The sequence below is a fragment of the Nocardiopsis camelliae genome (assembly GCF_028993595.1).
Taxonomy (GTDB): Bacteria; Actinomycetota; Actinomycetes; order Streptosporangiales; family Streptosporangiaceae; genus Nocardiopsis; species Nocardiopsis dassonvillei.
The window spans coordinates 1,938,027-1,955,207 of the sequence record NZ_CP118614.1 but is presented as its reverse complement, the minus strand read 5'-3'; the positions used below and the strand labels follow the sequence as shown (position 1 = coordinate 1,955,207).

Here is a 17,181-nt window from a genome sequence, read left to right as displayed (position 1 = left end):
CTGCGCGACCGCTTCCCCACCGCTGGCCGTTGCGGCCTCAGCCCCCGATGCCGTCGGCCCTCCGGGCGAGCGCCTCGACGATGCGCGGGCCCAGCTCGGTGACGTCGCCCGCGCCCATGGTGAGCACGATGTCACCGGGGCGGGCCAGTTCTGCGACCCGGAGCACGGCGTCGTCGCGGCCGGGCACGTACCACACGCGGTCGTGCGCGACGCGGGAGGTGATCAACTCCGCGGTGACCCCGGGCTCGGGGTCCTCGCGGGCGGCGTAGACCTCGGTGACCACGACCTCGTCGGCCAGGCCCAGCGCGGCGGCGAACTCCTCGGCGAAGATGCGGGTGCGGCTGTACAGGTGCGGCTGGAACAGGGCGAGGACCCTGCCCCCGGCGTGCTCCCGGCCGTCCTCGCGCGCCTCCTCGGCCAGGGACTCCAGGGCCGCCCGGGTAGCGCGCAGGTCGGCCTCGATCTCGGTGGGGTGGTGGGCGTAGCTGTCGTAGACGGCCACTCCCCCGGCCTCGCCCTTGGGCTCGAAGCGGCGCGCGGCCCCGGCGAAGTCGGCGATGCCCTCGACCGCCACCTCCAGGTCGTGGCCCAGCTCGTCGGCGACCGCGACGGCCGCGGCCGCGTTGAGCACGTTGTGGCGGCCCGGCACGGCGAGCTGGCCGTCCACGGGCTCGCCGTCCGCGGTGCGGATGGTGAACTCGGTGGTGAAGCCGCGGGCGCGGACCCGGGTGACGCGGTAGTCGGCGTCCTCGGCCTCGCCGTAGGTGAGCACCCGCTTGCCGCGTTCGCGGGCCAGTTCGGCCACCCGGCGGGCGCCGGGGTCGTCCACGCCCACGACGAGCGTGCGCTCGACCCGGTCGACGAACGAGGCGAAGTTGGCGTGGATCTCCTCGATGCCGCTGTAGTTGTCCAGGTGGTCGGCCTCGACGTTGGTGACCACGGCGATCTTGGGCGAGAGCATGAGGAAGGAGCCGTCGCTCTCGTCGGCCTCCACCGCGATGACCCCGCCGATGCCGGCGTCGGCGCCCAGGCCGGTCGTGACCAGCTTGCCGCCGATGACGTAGCCGGGGTCGGCGCCCACGTGCTGGAGCACCACCGCGACCATGGACGTGGTGGTGGTCTTGCCGTGGGTGCCCGAGACGGCGACGCCCTCGCGGCCCAGCAGCAGCGCGCCCAGGGCCGCGGCCCGGGGCAGCACGCGCAGGCCGCGGCGGCGCGCCTCGACCAGTTCGGGGTTGTCCTCGCGGATGGCGGAGGAGACCACCAGGGTCTCCGCCGTGCCGAGGTTGTCGGCCGCGTGCCCCACGTGGACGTCGGCGCCCATCTGCTCCAGTTCGCGCAGGGTGTCGCTGTCGCGGGCGTCGCTGCCCGAGACCTCCACCCCCGACTGGAGCAGCACGCGGGCGATGCCGGACATGCCCGCCCCGCCCAGGCCGATGAAGTGGGTACGGCCCAGCTTGTCCACGGGCACCGGTTCGGTCGGCCGCACCAGGCTCATCGGATGTCCTTCCCGTCGTCGTAGAAGGCCTCGTCGCCGTCGTCCTCGGACACCGGCATGTCGGGCGTGGGTTTGTCGCCGCGGGCGATGGCCGTGACCTCGCGGGCCAGTTCCATGTCGGCGTCGCGGCGGCCCATCCGGGCGGCGGCCTCGGACATGGCCACGACCCGGTCGGTGTCGGTGAGCAGCGGGATGAGCTGCCGGGTGATCCACTCCACGGAGACGTCGGCGTTGTCGACCATCATCCCGCCGCCCGCCTGGACGATGGGCTCGGCGTTGAGGGCCTGCTCGCCGTTGCCGATGGCCAGCGGCACGAACGCGCCGGGCAGGCCGACGGCGGTCAGCTCGGCGCAGGTCATCGCCCCGGAGCGGCACATGGCCACGTCGGCCGCGGCGTAGGCCATGTCCATGCGGTCCACGTAGGGGACGGCGACGTAGGGGATGCCCATCTGGGTGAGGTCCTGGGGCTCGTCGGCGTTCTTGGGGCCGACCACGTGCAGTACCTGGACGCCGCTGTCGCGGAAGGCGTCGCGGGCGGCGTAGGCGGTCTCGTTGATGCGCTGGGCGCCCTGGGAGCCGCCGAAGATCAGCAGGGTGGGCAGGTCGTGGCGCAGGCCGAAGTAGGTGCGGGCCTTGTCGCCCATGGCCAGCCGGTCGAGCGAGGTGATCTGCTCGCGCAGCGGGATGCCCACGAAGCGTCCGTTGCGGATCTGGGTGTGGGGGTGGCCGGTGAACACGTGCGGAGTCAGGCGCGCGCCCAGCCGGTTGGCCAGGCCCGGAAGGGGGTTGGCCTCGTGGACGACGATGGGGATGCGCCTGCGGCGGGCGGCCAGGTAGCCGGGCGTGGCCACGTAGCCGCCGAAGCCGACGATGATGTCGGCCTGGAGCCGGTCCAGGTGCTCGCCGGCCGCGCTGAGGGCGCCCGCGAGCTTGCCGGGCACGCTGAGCAGCTGCGGGGTGAGCCTGCGCGGCAGGGGTACGGCCGGGATGATGCCCAGCTCGTAGCCGCGCATGGGCACGAGGCGGGTCTCCAGGCCCCGCTCGGTGCCCAGGCAGAGGATCTCCGTGCTGGGGTCCATGCGCCGCAGCGCGTCCGCAAGGGAGAGTGCGGGCTCGATATGCCCGGCCGTGCCGCCTCCGGCGAGGGCTACCCTCATCGTCGCCGATTCCTCCTTGGCCGGTCACCCGCCGGGACCGGTCCGCTCCTGTGCTTGGCCGTTGTCCTGCCACCGCGGGCGCCCGCCGTGCGCGGGCCGCGTGCCGTGGTGGGCCGCCCGGACGCCGCCGCGCCGCCGAGGTTGTTCACCGAGGCGGCGATGTTGTCCAGGCCCAGCCAGCTTAGAGCCCTTTGCGCCCGGCTGGGACCCCGGGCCTCCAGCACCTTGCGCGCCTCCGGCTCGCTCTTGGCCAGTGCCAGGAGCACGCCCAGGGCCGCCATGGTGGTGACCAGAGACGAGCCCCCGTAGGAGACCAGGGGCAGCGGGACGCCGGTGACGGGCAGCAGCCCGATGACGGCGCCCATGTTGATCATGGCCTGGCCCATGATCCAGGTGACGATGGCGAAGGAGGCCAGGCGCGGGAAGGGCTCCTTGACGCGGAAGGCCACGCGCAGCCCGGCGTAGCCGAGCATGCCGAAGAGGGCGAGCAGGAGGAGGGTGCCGAGGAGGCCGAACTCCTCGCCGATGATGGCGAAGACGAAGTCGGACTCGGCGAAGGGCAGGAAGCCCCACTTCTCACGGCTCCCGCCGATGCCGACCCCGAGGAGCCCGCCGGTGCCCAGGGCGTAGAGGCTGTGCAGCGACTGCATGCCCGAGCCCAGGGGGTCGGCCTCGGGGTCCAGGAAGGAGGTGACGCGCGCCATGCGGTAGGGCTCGATGGCGATGGCGATGGCGGCCAGTCCCAGGACCAGGCCGAACATGGCCCCGAACAGCCTGCCCGGCGCGCCCACCACCCACAGCAGCCCCAGGAAGGTGACCAGGAACACCAGGCCCGTGGACAGGTTGGAGCCCATCAGCACCAGCAGGACCAGCAGGCCGCACCCGGGCAGCAGCGGGATGAGCAGGTGCCGCCACTCGGTGAGCTCGCGCAGCTCCTCCTTGCGGGCCAGGATGTTGGCGCCCCACAGGGCGAAGGCGAGCTTGGCCGGTTCGGAGGGCTGGATGATCAGCCCGCCCAGGTCGAGCCAGCGGGTGGCGCCGTTGACCTCCACGCCCTGGAAGACGGTGAGCAGCAGCAGCGCCGCGGAGACGATCATCGCCGGGTAGCCGACCAGGCGGAAGATCCGCTGGGGCAGGTGGGAGGCCAGGAACATCAGCGGCAGGCCCAGGGCGGCCGAGACCAGCTGCTTCTGGAACATCGAGAAGGCCGAGCCGGTCTCGTCGATGGAGTTGACCATCGTGGAGGACAGCACCATCATCAGGCCCAGCGCGATGAGCAGGACCGAGGTGCCCAGGATCAGGTAGTACGAGGTGAGCGGCCGGTCCAGCAGGCGGACCCACTCACGCCACAGGGCGCGTTCGCGTCCGCCCGCCGCCGCGCGCGCCTTGGACCGGGTCGCCCCGGGAACCGCCGTCGTCGCCGCCATCCACACCCTCCGCACCAAATTCGCGCCTCAATACTGGCGTACCGGCGGGTGCGAAGCCGTGGACATTTCGCGCGTGTTGGCCATCTTTGGCGGCCCGGGGCGTGGCGGAGGGCACAGTGGGGGCCGCCCGCGCGCGTTCTGTCACGCACGGGCGGCGGGACGTCACTCAGGGCAAGCGGAGTACGGCCTCGGCGAAGAGGCGGCCCCGTTCGCGGTAGTCGGTGAACATGTCCATGGAGGCCGCCGCGGGCGCCAGCAGGACGGTGTCGCCCTCCCTCGCCAGGGAGGCGGCGGCGGCGACCACCGCGTCCATGACGGTGGCGTCCCCGTCGGCGGGGCCCTCGACCTCCACCACCGGCACCCCGGGGGCGTGCTCGGCCAGGGCCTCGCGCAGCCGGGCCCGGTCGGCGCCGATGAGCACGGCCGCGCGCAGGCGGTCGGCGGCCATCGCGGCCAGGTCGTCGACCTCGGCGCCCTTGAGCAGGCCGCCCGCGATCCAGACCACGGACGGGTAGGAGCCCAGGGACGCGGCGGCGGCGTGCGGGTTGGTGGCCTTGGAGTCGTCCACGTAGTCCACGCCCCCCGCGGCGGCCACGAAGGCGATGCGGTGCGGCTCGGGTTCGAAGGCGGCCAGTCCGGCCCGGACCGAGGCGGGCGCCACGCCCACCGAACGGGCCAGGGCGGCGGCGGCCAGGGCATTGGCGACGTTGTGCGGCGCGGCCGGGCGCACGTCGGAGAGCGTGGCCAGCTCCTCGGCGCTGCTGTGCGGGTCCTCGACGAAGGCCCGGTCAACCAGCAGGTCCTCGACCACACCGACCTCGCCCGCGCGGGGCGTGTCCAGGCGGAAGCCGACCAGCGGCGTGTGCGGGTCGCCGTCCTCCTCGGCCAGGCGCGCCGACCAGGCGTCGGCGGTGTTGACCACACGCAGGGTGCCCCGCGCGTAGATCCGCCCCTTGGCCCGGGCGTAGGGTTCCAGGCCGCCGTGCCAGTCCAGGTGGTCGGGGGCGATGTTGAGGACGGTCGCGGCGTGCGGGCGCAGGCTGGAGGACCAGTGCAGCTGGAAGCTGGACAGCTCCACCGCCAGGACCTCGCGGAAGCGGCCCCCGGCGTCGGGCTGGACCGCCTCCACGACCGGGGTGCCGACGTTGCCGACGGCGAGCGCGTCGCGGCCGTCCGCGCGCAGCATCGCCTCCAGCATGCGCACGGTGGTGGTCTTGCCGTTGGTGCCGGTGACGGCCAGCCACACCTGGTCGGCGGGCTTGAGCCGCCAGGCGAGTTCGACGTCCCCGATGACCTCGATCCCGGCCTCGGCGGCCCGGACCAGCAGCGGGGAGTCGGGGCGCCAGCCTGGCGAGGTGACGACCAGGTCGCAGTCCGCGGGCAGCGGGGTGTCGCCCAGGACGACCTCGGCGCCCTGCGCCCGGAGGCGGTCGGCCACCGGGCGGACGGTGTCGTCGTCGCGGCCGTCGACGACGGTCACGCGGGCCCCGCGGGCCAGGAGCGCCCTGGCCACGGGGGGCCCGGACACGCCCAGGCCCGCGACGCAGACCCGGCGCCCCTGGAGGGGCGCGCCCTCAGGCGCGGTGCCGGACGGTGTTGGGGAAGCGTGGTGCGCCATGCCTACCTCGGCATCCATTCCAGGTAGAAGAGCCCGATGGCGATCGCCACGAACAGGCCCTGGATGATCCAGAAGCGGATCACGATGGTGGGTTCGGCCCAGCCCTTGAGCTCGAAGTGGTGCTGGAGGGGCGCCATGCGCAGCACGCGTTTGCCGGTGAGGCGGAACGAGGTGATCTGGACCATCACCGACAGGGTGATGATGACGAACAGGCCGCCGATGAGCAGCAGCAGGAGCTGCGTGCGGGTGGTGATGGCCAGGCCCACGATCAGACCGCCCAGGGCCAGGGAGCCGGTGTCGCCCATGAAGATCTTGGCGGGCGGGGCGTTGAACCACAGGAAGGCGATGCAGGAGCCGAGCACGGCGGCGGCCACCACGGCCAGGTCCAGGGGGTCGCGGACCGTGTAGCAGCTGTCCGAGAGGTAGGACACGCAGGACTGGCGCAGCTGCCAGTTGCCGATGATGACGTAGGCGACCAGGGACAGGATCGTCGCGCCGGTGGCCAGGCCGTCGAGGCCGTCGGTCAGGTTCACCGCGTTGGAGAAGCCGACGATGAGGAAGAGGGCCCACAGGACGAACAGGCCGATCATCAGCGGGGGGCCGAAGTCGCGGAGGAAGGAGATGCTGGGGGCGGCGGGGGTGTAGCCGTAGCCGTTGGGGAAGAGGGTGACGCCGTAGGCGAAGCCCACGCCGACGACGGCCTGGCCGACCATCTTCGCGCCGCTGCGCAGGCCCAGGCTGCGGCGCTTGTAGATCTTGATGAAGTCGTCGAGGAAGCCGACGCAGCCCATCCCGACGAAGAGGAACATCACCAGCAGGCCCGACGCGGTGGGCCCGCTGGCGCTGGGCTGCACGATCAGGAGCACCACGTGGGAGCCGAAGTAGCCCACGACGGCGCCGAGGATGATGACGATGCCGCCCATGGTGGGCGTGCCCTGCTTGGTCTTGTGGCCCTCGGGTCCGTCGTCGCGGACCTCCTGGCCGAACTTGAACCGGTAAAGGAGCTTGATCAGCGGGGGCATGAGCCCCATGGAGACGACGAGCGCGAGGGCCGCCGCCAGAGTGATGCCGATCACCGGGCGTCACCCTCCGTGATGAGGTCGATAACCCTTTCGAGCCCTGCCACGCGTGATCCCTTCACAATGACGACGTCTCCTGTGCGCATCCGCGCGCGCACGGCCGAGGCGGCCTCGTGAACGTCCGCAACGCGGACGCACTCGCCCTGCCACAGTCCCTGCCTCGCGGCGCCCTCGGCGCCGACGGCGATGCCCTCGGCCGCCCCGCCGACCACGACCAGGTGGGCCACGCCCGTGCGGGCGGCGAGCTCACCGATCCTCTCGTGCTCGACCCCGCCGTCCTCGCCGAGCTCGGCCATGTGGGCCAGGACGGCGATGGAGCGGCGGTCCCGGGCGAGGGCGCCCAGGGTGGTCAGCGCCGCCCGCATGGACTCGGGGTTGGCGTTGTAGGCGTCGTTGACGAGGGTGGCTCCGGCGTGCTCGGTGACCTCCATGCGCCACCGGCTGACCGGTGTCGCGGCGCCGAGCGCCTCGGCGATCTCGTCCACGCCCATGCCCAGTTCGTCGGCGACCGCGGCGGCGGCCAGCGCGTTGTGGACCTGGTGGGCGCCGACGAGGGCCAGTTCCACCCGGGCGGTGCGCCCGGCCAGGTGGAGGGTGAAGGAGGGGGCGCCCGTCTCGCGCAGGACCACGTCCGTGGCGCGCACGGTGGCGTCCTCCCCCAGTCCGTAGGTGACCACGCGCGCACGGGTGCGCGCGGCCATGGCGTTCACGCGCGGGTCGTCGGCGTTGAGGACGGCGACCCCTCCCGCGCCCCCGGCCTCGGCTCCCGGCGGGAGCGCCTCGACCAGCTCGCCCTTGGCCTTGGCGATGGCGTCGCGGTCGCCGAACTCCCCCATGTGGGCGCTGCCGACGTTGAGGACCACGCCGATCCGGGGCGGGGCCACGCCGCACAGGTGGGCGATGTGCCCGATGCCGCGGGCGGCGGCCTCCAGGACCAGGTAGCGGGTGCCGGTGTCGGCGCGCAGCACGGTGAGGGGGTGGCCGATCTCGTTGTTGAACGAGCCCGCCGGGGCGACGGTCGGGCCCATGCGGGCCACGACCTGCGCGATGAGGTCCTTGGTCGTGGTCTTGCCGGAGGATCCGGTGACCGCGACGACCTCGGCGCGCTCCGCTCCGCGGCGGGGATCGCTGAGTTCTCGCGCCACGTGCCGGGCCAGCCGCGTCAGGGCCGCGACGACTCCCTCGTCGCCGCCCCGCGCCAGCAGGTGGGGGGCGTCGACGGGCCGGGAGACCAGGGCCGCCGCCGCTCCGTCCGCGACCGCGGAGGCGGCGAAGTCGTGTCCGTCCACGCGTTCGCCGCCCAGGGCGACGAAGAGCGCGCCGGGCGCTGCCTGCCGCGAATCGATGACGACGGGGCCGTCGACGACGGCTTCGGGGCGCGCTGATCCGCCGATGGCGGTTTGGGTGATCTCAGCGATCCGATCGAGCGTGAGCGCGATCAAATCCACTCCTCATGTCAGGCCCGGTCCACGACGCCACAGGGGCGGCTGGCCACCCGGCCGGAGTCTCAGGTCAGGGGATGGCACCGCGGATGCCGCGCGTTGCCGCGCCGGGCCTCACCACGGTGTCGGCATGGGCCGCGTCGTGGTCGCCGCCGGGGGCGTCACGTGTCGGGCTGCGATTGCCGGACCTACCTTAGAACATCTTCGGGCGTCCGGAATCCCGCCGGGCCCCCACTGGCGGCAATATGCGCCACTTCGTGACCGTCGGCCCGCACCTGCCCGGAAGCGCTCGCGGGCCCTGAGGCGCGGACGCGCGGGGGGCGCGGGCGGTGCCCGCGCCCCCTCGTCCAGACGGTTCGCACTCCGGGAGTGTCGGGGTGTCAGCCCTGGTCAGGCACCCGGTGGATGTCCTGGAGGGCGACTCCCAGGCGCTCGCGTGCGCTCATGCCGAGGTGGTCCTCGATGGCCGCGCGCAGCACCTCACGGTCGTCGAAGGGCAGCACCTCGCCCTTGACGTACTGGCCGGTCTCGTGACCCTTCCCGGCGACAACCACCACATCGCCCGGGCGGGCGCGCTCGACGGCCAGGCGGATGGCCTCGGCCCGGTCGAACTCCACCGTGACCCGGGCGCGGTACTCCTCGGGGACCTTGGCGACCCCTTCGAGCATCGACGCGGCGATGCTCACGGGGTCCTCGGTGCGCGGGTTGTCGTTGGTGATGACCAGCTGGTCGGCCAGGCGCGCGGCTGCCTCGCCCATGAGCGGGCGTTTGGCGCGGTCGCGGTCGCCCCCGCAGCCGACCACCATGGTCAGCCCGCCCTCGGTGGTGGCGCGCAGGGAGGTCAGGACCGCCTCGATGGCGCCGGGCTTGTGCGAGTAGTCCACGAGCGCGGTGAAGTCCTGGAAGGCGTGGGGCACGGCGTTGGCCACGACCGGCTCCATGCGCCCGGGCACGCCCGGGGCGGCGGCCACACCGGCGATCGCGGTCTCCAGCGGCAGTCCGGCCTCGACCAGTCCGACGATGGCGGCCATCGCGTTGGAGACGTTGAAGGGGCCCGGCAGGGCGACGGAGGCGTTGGCCTCCATGCCGCCGGGGCCCACGATGCGAAAGGCGCTCCCCATGGCGCCCAGACGCACGTCCACGGCCCGCCAGTCGGCCTCCATGGCGGTGGCGGGGTCGGCGTCGCTGTAGCCGTCCACGGCGAAGGTGGAGACGGGGACGCGGCCGTCGGCCTCCACCATGTCCACGAGCGCTCGGCCGAAGCGGTCGTCGGCGTTGACCACCGCGATGTCGCAGTACTCGGGGGTGAACAGGCGGGCCTTGGCGTCGAAGTAGTCGCGCAGGTCGGAGTGGAAGTCCAGGTGGTCCTGGGACAGGTTGGTGAAGACCGCGACGTCGTAGCGGGTGCCGCCGACCCGGCTCAGGGCCAGGGCGTGGCTGGAGACCTCCATGGCGGCGGCGGAGACGCCGCGTTCGCGCATGAGGGCGAACAGGCCGTGCAGGTCGGTGGCCTCGGGTGTGGTGAGCGAGGAGACGACGCGATCGTCGCCCACACGCATCTCCACGGTGCCGACGAGGCCGGTGTGCATTCCGGCGTGGCGCAGGCCCGACTCGACCAGGTACGTGACGGTGGTCTTGCCGCTGGTGCCGGTGGTACCGATCAGCAGCAGGTCCTGCGCCGGGTCCTTGAAGACCCACGAGGCCGCCGTGCCCAGCGCGGCGCGCACGTCGGGGACCACGATGACGGGCAGCCCGGTGGCGGCGGCCCGCTCGGCCCCGTCCCCGTCGGTGAGGACGGCGGCGGCGCCCGCCTCGGCCGCCTGCTCGGCGAAGTCGGCGCCGTGCGCGCGGGTCCCGGGCAGGGCGGCGTAGAGGTCTCCGGGCCCCACCTTGCGGGAGTCGTGGGTGATGCCGCGGACGTGCACCTCCCTGTCCGGCACCTCGGGGGGTCGGTCCGCGCCCAGGTCCGGGCGCAGGAGGGAGGCGTCCGGCCCGAGCAGCGCTGCGAGGGCGGACAGTGGACGAAGTGGCGTGTGTTCAGGTCGCATTACCGGTGGCACGTGTGGAGGTTAACCGCTGTCGACGACCGGCCGGTAATTTCCACGCTGCGTTCGCCGAGGTTTCCCGAACCGGGCGTTTCGCCGAGGTTACGCGGGTTCGCCGTACGCGTCGATGACCGTCCGGGCTAGGCTGGAGGCGTCCTCGAATCCGCCCGGACGCGGAGGTGGCGCATGACCGGAACCCTCCCGTCGCGGCGCCCGCTGGTCCTCGACGGCGGGCTGGCGACACGCCTGGAGGCCTACGGACGCGACCTGCGCGGCGGGCTCTGGTCGGCGCGGCTGCTGGCCGAGGAGCCCGACCTCGTCCGGCGGGTGCACCGGGACTACTTCGAGGCGGGCGCGGACGTGGCCGTCGCCGCCGGGTACCAGGCGAGCGTTCCGGCGCTGACCGCGCGGGGCGCCACCGAGTCCGAGGCCCTGGCCCTGATCGCCCGCTCGGTGGAGCTGGCGCGGGCCGAGCGCGACGCGTTCGGCTCCGGCCTGGTGGCCGCCGGGGTGGGCCCCTACGGCGCGGCCCGGGCGGACGGCTCGGAGTACACCGGCGACTACGACCTGGACGAGGAGGGCCTGTACGCCTGGCACCGGGAGCGCTGGCGGGTGCTCGCCGACGCCGGGGCGGACCTGCTCGCCTGCGAGACGGTGCCCTCGGCGGCCGAGGCCCGGGCGCTGGCCCGGCTGCTCGCCCGGACCCCCGGCGCCCGCGCGTGGATCAGCTTCTCCTGCCGCGACGGCGAGCGCATCAGCGACGGCACGCCCCTGCGCGAGGCGGCCGCCGGACTCGCCCCGCTGCACGCCGACGGGCGGCTGGTGGCGGTGGGCGTCAACTGCACCGCGCCCCGGCACGTCCCCGCGCTGGTGCGCGCGGTCGCCGCGTGCGGCCTGCCGGCGGTGGCCTACCCCAACTCGGGGGAGGAGTGGGACGCGGCGCGGGGGCGGTGGACCGGCACGGCCGACCCCGAGGAGTTCGGCCGCGCCGCCGTGGGCTGGTACGAGGCCGGAGCGGTGCTCGTGGGCGGGTGCTGCCGCACCGGCCCCGAGCACGTGCGCTCCGTGCGCGCCCACCTGGACCGCGCCGCGGTCTGACGCGGGCGTTCCCGGCGTACCCGCCTAACCGGCGCCCTGGTCCTCCGACAGCCGGATGGCGGGCGGCTCGGTCCCCGACGGCGGGACCTTCAGCGTCTTGAGCGCGAAGGACATGACGTCGTTGAACACCGGCCCCGCGGCCTCGCCGCCGTAGTAGTCCTGCTGCGGGTCGTGCAGCACCACCTGGACCACGACCTCGGGGTCGTCGGCGGGCGCGAATCCGGAGAAGGTGGACGTGTACCCGCCGCCGTCGTAGTTGCCCGTCTCGGGGTCGAGCCGGTTGGCGGTACCGGTCTTGCCCGCGACCCGGTACCCGTCGATGCGGGCCTGGGGCGCGGTGCCCTCGTCGCTGGTGACCGCCTCCAGCATCAGCGCGAGCTGCTCGGCGGTCTCCTCGCTGAACACGCGCCGCCGGTCGGGCTCCTCGGATGGGGTGAACTCCCCCTGGGCGTTCACCGTCCCGGCGACCACGCGGGGCTCCACCCTCACCCCGCCGTTGGCGACGGTGGCGTACACCGACGCCATCTGCGCGGCGGTCACCGACAGTCCGTGGCCGATGGAGACCGACGGCAGCTGGGTGCCCCACCAGTCCTCCGGGTCCTTCAGGACGCCCGCCTGCTCACCGGGCAGCTGGAGCCCGGTCGGCTGGCCGAGCCCGAAGTCCTCCAGGTAGGAGTGCAGGACGCCCCGCCCCACCTGGTCGGCGATATTGATGGTGCCCACGTTGCTGGACTGGGCCATGATGCCGTTGGTGGTCAGGCGCAGGGTCTCGTGGGGGCTGGAGTCCCTGAACGTCACGTCCAGGTACCGCATGCTGTCGGGCACGGTGTAGACCGTCTCCGGGGTGGTGATGCCCTCCTCCAGCGCGGCGCCGATGGTGACGACCTTGTTGGTGCTGCCCGGTTCGAAGATCGTGGCCACCGCGCCGTTGGACCACTGTTCGGCGGAGCTGGAGGAGATGTCGCTCTGGGAGTAGGTCGGGTAGTCGGCCATGGCGAGGATCTCACCGGTGCCGACCCGCTCCACGATGACGCTGCCGCCCTGGGCGTCCAGCTCCTCCACGCGCTCGGCGAGGGTCCGGGCGGCGTACCACTGGATGTCCTGGTTCAGGGTCAGGCGCACGTCCTGGCCCGGCTCGGGTTCGCTGACCAGGCCGCCCGCCATGGGGATCTGGGTGCCGTCGGCGCCCACCTCGACGCGGCGCTTGCCCGCCTCACCGGCCAGGGTGTCGTTGAGGTAGCCCTCCAGCCCCTCCAGGCCGTGGCCCTCGGCGCCGACGAAGCCGACGAGGTCGGCGGCGCCGGTCTCCTCGGGGTAGACGCGCTCGTAGGAGACCTGCGAGCCGAGACCGGACAGGTTGAGGTCGGCCAGCTCCTCCCACTCCGCGGGCAGGACCCCGCGGGCGACCACCTCGTAGCGGCTGGGCGCGGCGTCCACCTTCTGGGCGACCTCTTCCTCCTCCAGGCCGAAGCGGGTGACCAGCTCGTCGACGAGCTGGTCGCGATCCTCCTCGGCGACCATCTCGGGGTCGACGAAGACGGTGCGCACCTCCAGCGACAGCGCGAAGGGGTTGCCGTCGACGTCGGTGATCTGGCCGCGCAGGGTGGGGATGTCGATGGTCTGGAGGCGCGTGTTGGAGGCCGCCTCGGCGTAGTGCTCGGCCTCCACGACCTGGATCTGCACCAGGCGTCCGGCGAAGAGCAGCAGGACCGCCATGACCAGGGCGCCGCCGATCTTGATGCGGCCCGGCGGCTCGCCCCTGCGGAAGGTACGGCGCAGCAGGGGCGGAAGCGGCGGCGGGGAGCCGCCGCGGCGGGTGCGCCCGCCGCCGCGCGCCTCCCGCGCCGGACGCCCCGAGGTGCGCGCCGGGGGCCGGGCTCCGCCGTCGGGGCGGCGCGGCTCGCGCTGGGGCCTCCTGTTGGGCCGCGACCCCGAGCGGTTGGCCGCTCCGGGCCTGCGGGGGTCCCGGGGACGCCGGTCTCTGGGAGTGCTCACTCACCGCTCCCGGTGGCGCCGCTGATCTCACCGGTCTCGGGGTCGAGGAAGAGCGGGGGCTCCCCGCCCTGCTCCATGCCCATGGCCTCGGCCTCGTCGGAGATGCGCTCGGAGCTCTCCAGCTCGGCGACCGTGCTGCGCCGCTGCTGCTCCTCGTAGGACAGCTCCCGGTTCTCCTCCTTGAGGTTGGCGATCGCGAAGGCCTCCTCGGCCACGACGCTGCGCAGGACGAGCAGGCTGACGAGCGTGGCCCCCAGCAGGAACAGGATGAGCAGGACGAAGGGGATGCGCGGCGCCCGGCCCTGCGCACCGTTCCCGGACCGGGCGCGCTTGGCCGGTGCGGGCGCGGCCGCGGGCTGGGCCGCGGTCCTGCGCGCGGGCTTGGGCCGCGCGGGGGCGGTCTTCCCGGCGGGGGCCTTGCCGCCGCGTACGGGCGTGCGGCGCGTGTCCGTCCTCGTGCTCATCTGGGTCTCCCTACTGCCGCGGCGGTCGCACGCGTTCGGCCGCCCGGAGGCGGGCCGACTGCGCGCGTGGGTTGCGTTCGTTCTCTTCGCCCGTGGGGAGTTCGGCCCCCCGGGTGAGCAGCCGGAGTTCGGGCTGCCGTTCGGGAAGGGGGACCGGCAGGTCGGCGGGCGTGGTGTCGGTGGCCAGCGCGGCCAGGGCCCTCTTGGTCATCCGGTCCTCCAGCGAGTGGTAGGACAGCACGGCCACGCGGCCGCCGACCGCCAGGCGCTCGATCGCGGCGGGCAGGGCGCGTTCGAGGATGGACAGCTCGGCGTTTACCTCGATGCGCAGGCCCTGGAAGGCGCGCTTGGCGGGGTGGCCGCCGGTGCGGCGGGTGGCCGCCGGAATGGCCTCGCGCACCAGTTCGGCCAGCGCGCGGGTGGACTCGATGGGTGCCTGGGCGCGCTGCCGCTCGATGGCCCTGGCCACGCGGGAGGCGAAGCGCTCCTCGCCGTAGGTGCGCAGCACGCGGGTGAGCTCGGCGACCGGGTAGGTGTTGACGACCTCGGCGGCGGTCAGCGACTGGTCGCGGTCCATGCGCATGTCCAGCGGCGCGTCGTGGGCGTAGGCGAAGCCGCGGTCGGTCTCGTCCAGCTGCGGCGAGGAGACGCCGAGGTCGAGCAGGACGGCGTCGGCCTCGGCGGCGCCCGCCTCGTCCAGGGCGCGCGGGATGTCGGAGTAGACCGCGTGCACGAAGCGGGTGCGGTCGGCGTAGGGCGCCAGGCGTGCGGCGCTGCGCTCCAGGGCGGTGGTGTCGCGGTCCACGCCGACCAGGCGCATGCCGGGGCAGGCGCGCAGGAGCGCCTCTGAGTGGCCGCCGAGGCCCAGGGTTCCGTCGACCAGGACGGCGCCGGGCCGCTCCAGGGCCGGAGCGAGCAGTTCCACGATCCGGTCGAGCATGACGGGCACGTGCAGGGGGTCGGCTCCGGAGCGGGCCGCGTCGAGGCGCGCCCGCTCCTCGGCGGTGTGCCCCCCGTCGGCGGGCACGCCGTCCGCGCCCGGGCGGGTGCCCCCGGTCCCGCCGTCCTGCCCGATGTCCCCCATGTGCTGCTGTTCCTCCACGCTGTCGCCGTCTCCCCCCGAGTCGCCGTGGTAGCGCCGCGGTCGGTGCGCTCCACGGTGTCCTTGGCACGGCCCGGCGGGTTCCGGCGGGCCTCCGGACACGGCCGCTATTGTCCACCTTCCGGTGGCTTCGCGCTCACGACCTGGCACCGGGGAAGTCGCGCCAGCTCGTGGAGACCGCGCCCGGAGGCCGTTGCCGGACTCCGGCTTGCGAGGGTGTGGACTGTGTGCTGGTCGGCCCGGCGGTGTTTCCGCCGGGGTCACAGCACCCCGGGCAGCACCTCCTCCGACAGTTGCGCGAAGGCGGGTTCCTGTTCGGCCTCGTAGTCCGACCACGCCCGGGAGTCCCAGATCTCCAGGCGGGTGTTGGCGCCGATCACGACGCACTCCCGGTCCAGGCCCGCGTAGTCGCGGAGCTTGGCCGGGATGGTGACCCTGCCCTGTTTGTCGCAGTTCTCGTCCGAGGCGCTGGCGAAGAGGACCCGGCTGTAGTCGCGCACCGCCTTGGCGGTGACCGGGGTGGTGGCGAGCGCGTCGGTGATGCGCCGGAACTCCTCCGCCGGGAAGACGTAGAGGCAGCGCTCCTGGCCCTTGGTGATCACCAGACCCCCCGACAGCTCGTCGCGGTACTTCGCGGGGAGGAAGAGACGCCCCTTCTGGTCGAGCCGGGGCGTGTGGGTGCCGAGGAACACACTTCCACCTCCCTCACCCTCGAAGTGGAGAATTCACCCTCTCCACGCTGCCCCACCTTACTCCACTCTTCCCCACCGTCAACAGAACTTTCCGGCTTTTGCGACCTCCAGAAGTCGCGAAAACGCAGGTCACAGCGTTGGACACGGTGGTGGGGGAAGGTGGAGGGCGCGGGGTGTGTCGCGGGGGCGCGATCCCCCGGGGCCGCGGCGACCTGCGGCGACGCCGCGCGCGTGCCCGCGTGCGCGTGCGCGGATGGGCAGGGCGGGTGCACGCCGGTGCGGCCCGGCGTGTCGGACCGGCGCGGCGGGATCCGGGCCGGTCGGAGCCGGGGTCCTCCCTCCCTGCGCACCCTCCCTCCCCGCACCGGTGCCACCGCCGAGGAAACAGGAGGGTGATCGGAGCCCTTTGACCTCTTTGACCATTCCTGGAACCAATCGGCCGCCGATTCCGGCACTTTGGTTTGCAATCGGTTCGAATGGGCTTAGCCTCAGTTCCGAACAGCGACACGCGGAGCCACAGGGAGCGGGAGGGGTCTGGTGTCACTCGGTACACACCACGGCGGTCGCGGGGGCGACGTCCAGGGGGACGTCGGTGAGATCGTCGCCGTGGCCGACCGCGTCCGCACCGCGATCGAGACGGTCATCGAGGGCAAACCGGAGGTGCTGCGCCTGGCGCTGACGGTCCTGCTCGCCGAGGGCCACCTGCTCATCGAGGACGTGCCCGGCGTCGGCAAGACCATGCTGGCCAAGGCCCTGGGCCGGGCCGTGGACTGCTCCGTGCAGCGCGTGCAGTTCACGCCGGACCTGCTGCCCAGCGACATCACCGGCGTCAGCGTCTACCACCAGGACCGGCGCGAGTTCGAGTTCAACCCCGGCCCGGTGTTCGCCAACATCGTGGTGGGCGACGAGATCAACCGCGCCTCGCCCAAGACCCAGGCCGCCCTGCTGGAGTGCATGGCCGAGCGCCAGGTGAGCGTGGACGGCCAGACCCGCGCCCTGGAGCGGCCGTTCATGGTGGTGGCCACCCAGAACCCGGACGACATGGAGGGCACCTACGCCCTCCCCGAGGCCCAGCGCGACCGGTTCATGGCCCGCGTCTCGGTCGGCTACCCCGCCCCCCAGGCAGAACTCGACATGATCGACTCGCACAGCTCCAGCTCTCCGCTGGAGGACCTGACACCGGTCACCAGCGCCGCCCAGGTCCGCGACCTGGCCGACCGGGTGCGCACGGTGCACGTGGCCCCGGGCATGCGCCGCTACGTCGTGGACCTGGTCAACGCGACCCGCACCAGCCCCGAACTGCGCCTGGGCGCCTCACCGCGGGCCACCCTGCACCTGGTGCAGGCCGCCCGCGCCTACGCCGCCCTGGACGGACGCCACTACGTCGTTCCCGACGACGTGCAGGCACTGGCCGTGCCGGTGCTCGCGCACCGGCTGCTGCCCGGCCCCGAGGCGCAGATGGAGCGCCTGACCCCCGAGCAGATCGTGGCCAAGCTGGTCGCGCGCCTGCCCGTGCCCGGCCCGCAGTAGACCCGGCGCCCGCGGCCCTCCGCCCCGCCCCGTA

At 73.5% G+C, this 17,181-nt stretch carries 13 protein-coding genes; 2 read left to right on the top strand and 11 right to left on the bottom strand.

What is annotated here, in order from left to right; translation table 11 throughout:
* Positions 1–37 precede the first annotated feature (37 nt).
* From murC to PV789_RS08615, 7 genes are all read right to left on the bottom strand, one after another.
* Entirely contained in the window at positions 38–1,498 is a 1,461-nt protein-coding gene (gene murC, locus PV789_RS08645) for a UDP-N-acetylmuramate--L-alanine ligase (RefSeq protein WP_274976918.1), read from the bottom strand.
* Positions 1,495–2,655: an undecaprenyldiphospho-muramoylpentapeptide beta-N-acetylglucosaminyltransferase gene (gene murG / locus PV789_RS08640; protein ID WP_274976917.1), complete on the bottom strand. Its 1,161-nt coding sequence runs from the start codon at positions 2,653–2,655 to the stop codon at positions 1,495–1,497. Before murG ends, murC begins: the two co-directional genes overlap by 4 nt.
* Complete coding sequence (gene ftsW, locus PV789_RS08635; RefSeq protein ID WP_274976916.1) at positions 2,652–4,082, bottom strand: putative lipid II flippase FtsW; 1,431 nt, start codon at positions 4,080–4,082, stop codon at positions 2,652–2,654. Before ftsW ends, murG begins: the two co-directional genes overlap by 4 nt.
* A 166-nt stretch (positions 4,083–4,248) precedes the next feature.
* Positions 4,249–5,700, bottom strand: a complete 1,452-nt coding sequence (gene murD, locus PV789_RS08630) for a UDP-N-acetylmuramoyl-L-alanine--D-glutamate ligase (protein ID WP_274978095.1) — start codon at positions 5,698–5,700, stop codon at positions 4,249–4,251.
* A gap of 2 nt (positions 5,701–5,702) precedes the next feature.
* The gene (gene mraY / locus PV789_RS08625) at positions 5,703–6,776 is read right to left on the bottom strand and encodes a phospho-N-acetylmuramoyl-pentapeptide-transferase (protein WP_274976915.1); all 1,074 of its coding nucleotides are present in this window, start codon (positions 6,774–6,776) and stop codon (positions 5,703–5,705) included.
* Complete coding sequence (locus PV789_RS08620; RefSeq protein WP_274976914.1) at positions 6,773–8,221, bottom strand: UDP-N-acetylmuramoyl-tripeptide--D-alanyl-D-alanine ligase; 1,449 nt, start codon at positions 8,219–8,221, stop codon at positions 6,773–6,775. Before PV789_RS08620 ends, mraY begins: the two co-directional genes overlap by 4 nt.
* A 380-nt stretch (positions 8,222–8,601) precedes the next feature.
* Positions 8,602–10,269: a UDP-N-acetylmuramoyl-L-alanyl-D-glutamate--2,6-diaminopimelate ligase gene (locus tag PV789_RS08615; protein WP_274976913.1), complete on the bottom strand. Its 1,668-nt coding sequence runs from the start codon at positions 10,267–10,269 to the stop codon at positions 8,602–8,604.
* Positions 10,270–10,452: 183 nt separating this feature from the next.
* On the opposite strand from PV789_RS08615, the gene mmuM reads away from it, so the two are divergent.
* Positions 10,453–11,364, top strand: a complete 912-nt coding sequence (mmuM, locus tag PV789_RS08610) for a homocysteine S-methyltransferase (protein ID WP_274976912.1) — start codon at positions 10,453–10,455, stop codon at positions 11,362–11,364.
* 24 nt (positions 11,365–11,388) lie between these two features.
* On the opposite strand, the gene PV789_RS08605 is transcribed toward mmuM, so the two are convergent.
* From PV789_RS08605 to mraZ, 4 genes are all read right to left on the bottom strand, one after another.
* Entirely contained in the window at positions 11,389–13,359 is a 1,971-nt protein-coding gene (locus PV789_RS08605; RefSeq protein ID WP_274976911.1) for a peptidoglycan D,D-transpeptidase FtsI family protein, read from the bottom strand.
* On the bottom strand, positions 13,356–13,823 hold the full coding sequence (ftsL, locus tag PV789_RS08600) for a cell division protein FtsL (protein ID WP_274976910.1): 468 nt from the start codon (positions 13,821–13,823) through the stop codon (positions 13,356–13,358). Before ftsL ends, PV789_RS08605 begins: the two co-directional genes overlap by 4 nt.
* Before the next feature lie 10 nt (positions 13,824–13,833).
* Positions 13,834–14,907, bottom strand: coding sequence for a 16S rRNA (cytosine(1402)-N(4))-methyltransferase RsmH (rsmH, locus tag PV789_RS08595; protein ID WP_274978094.1), 1,074 nt, complete (start codon positions 14,905–14,907; stop codon positions 13,834–13,836).
* 278 nt (positions 14,908–15,185) lie between these two features.
* A complete protein-coding gene (gene mraZ / locus PV789_RS08590) occupies positions 15,186–15,617 on the bottom strand; it encodes a division/cell wall cluster transcriptional repressor MraZ (protein ID WP_274976909.1) in 432 nt (143 codons plus the stop codon).
* Between the two features lie 537 nt (positions 15,618–16,154).
* Here mraZ and PV789_RS08585 point away from each other — a divergent pair.
* Positions 16,155–17,147: an AAA family ATPase gene (locus PV789_RS08585; RefSeq protein ID WP_274976908.1), complete on the top strand. Its 993-nt coding sequence runs from the start codon at positions 16,155–16,157 to the stop codon at positions 17,145–17,147.
* The last annotated feature ends 34 nt before the right edge of the window (positions 17,148–17,181 follow it).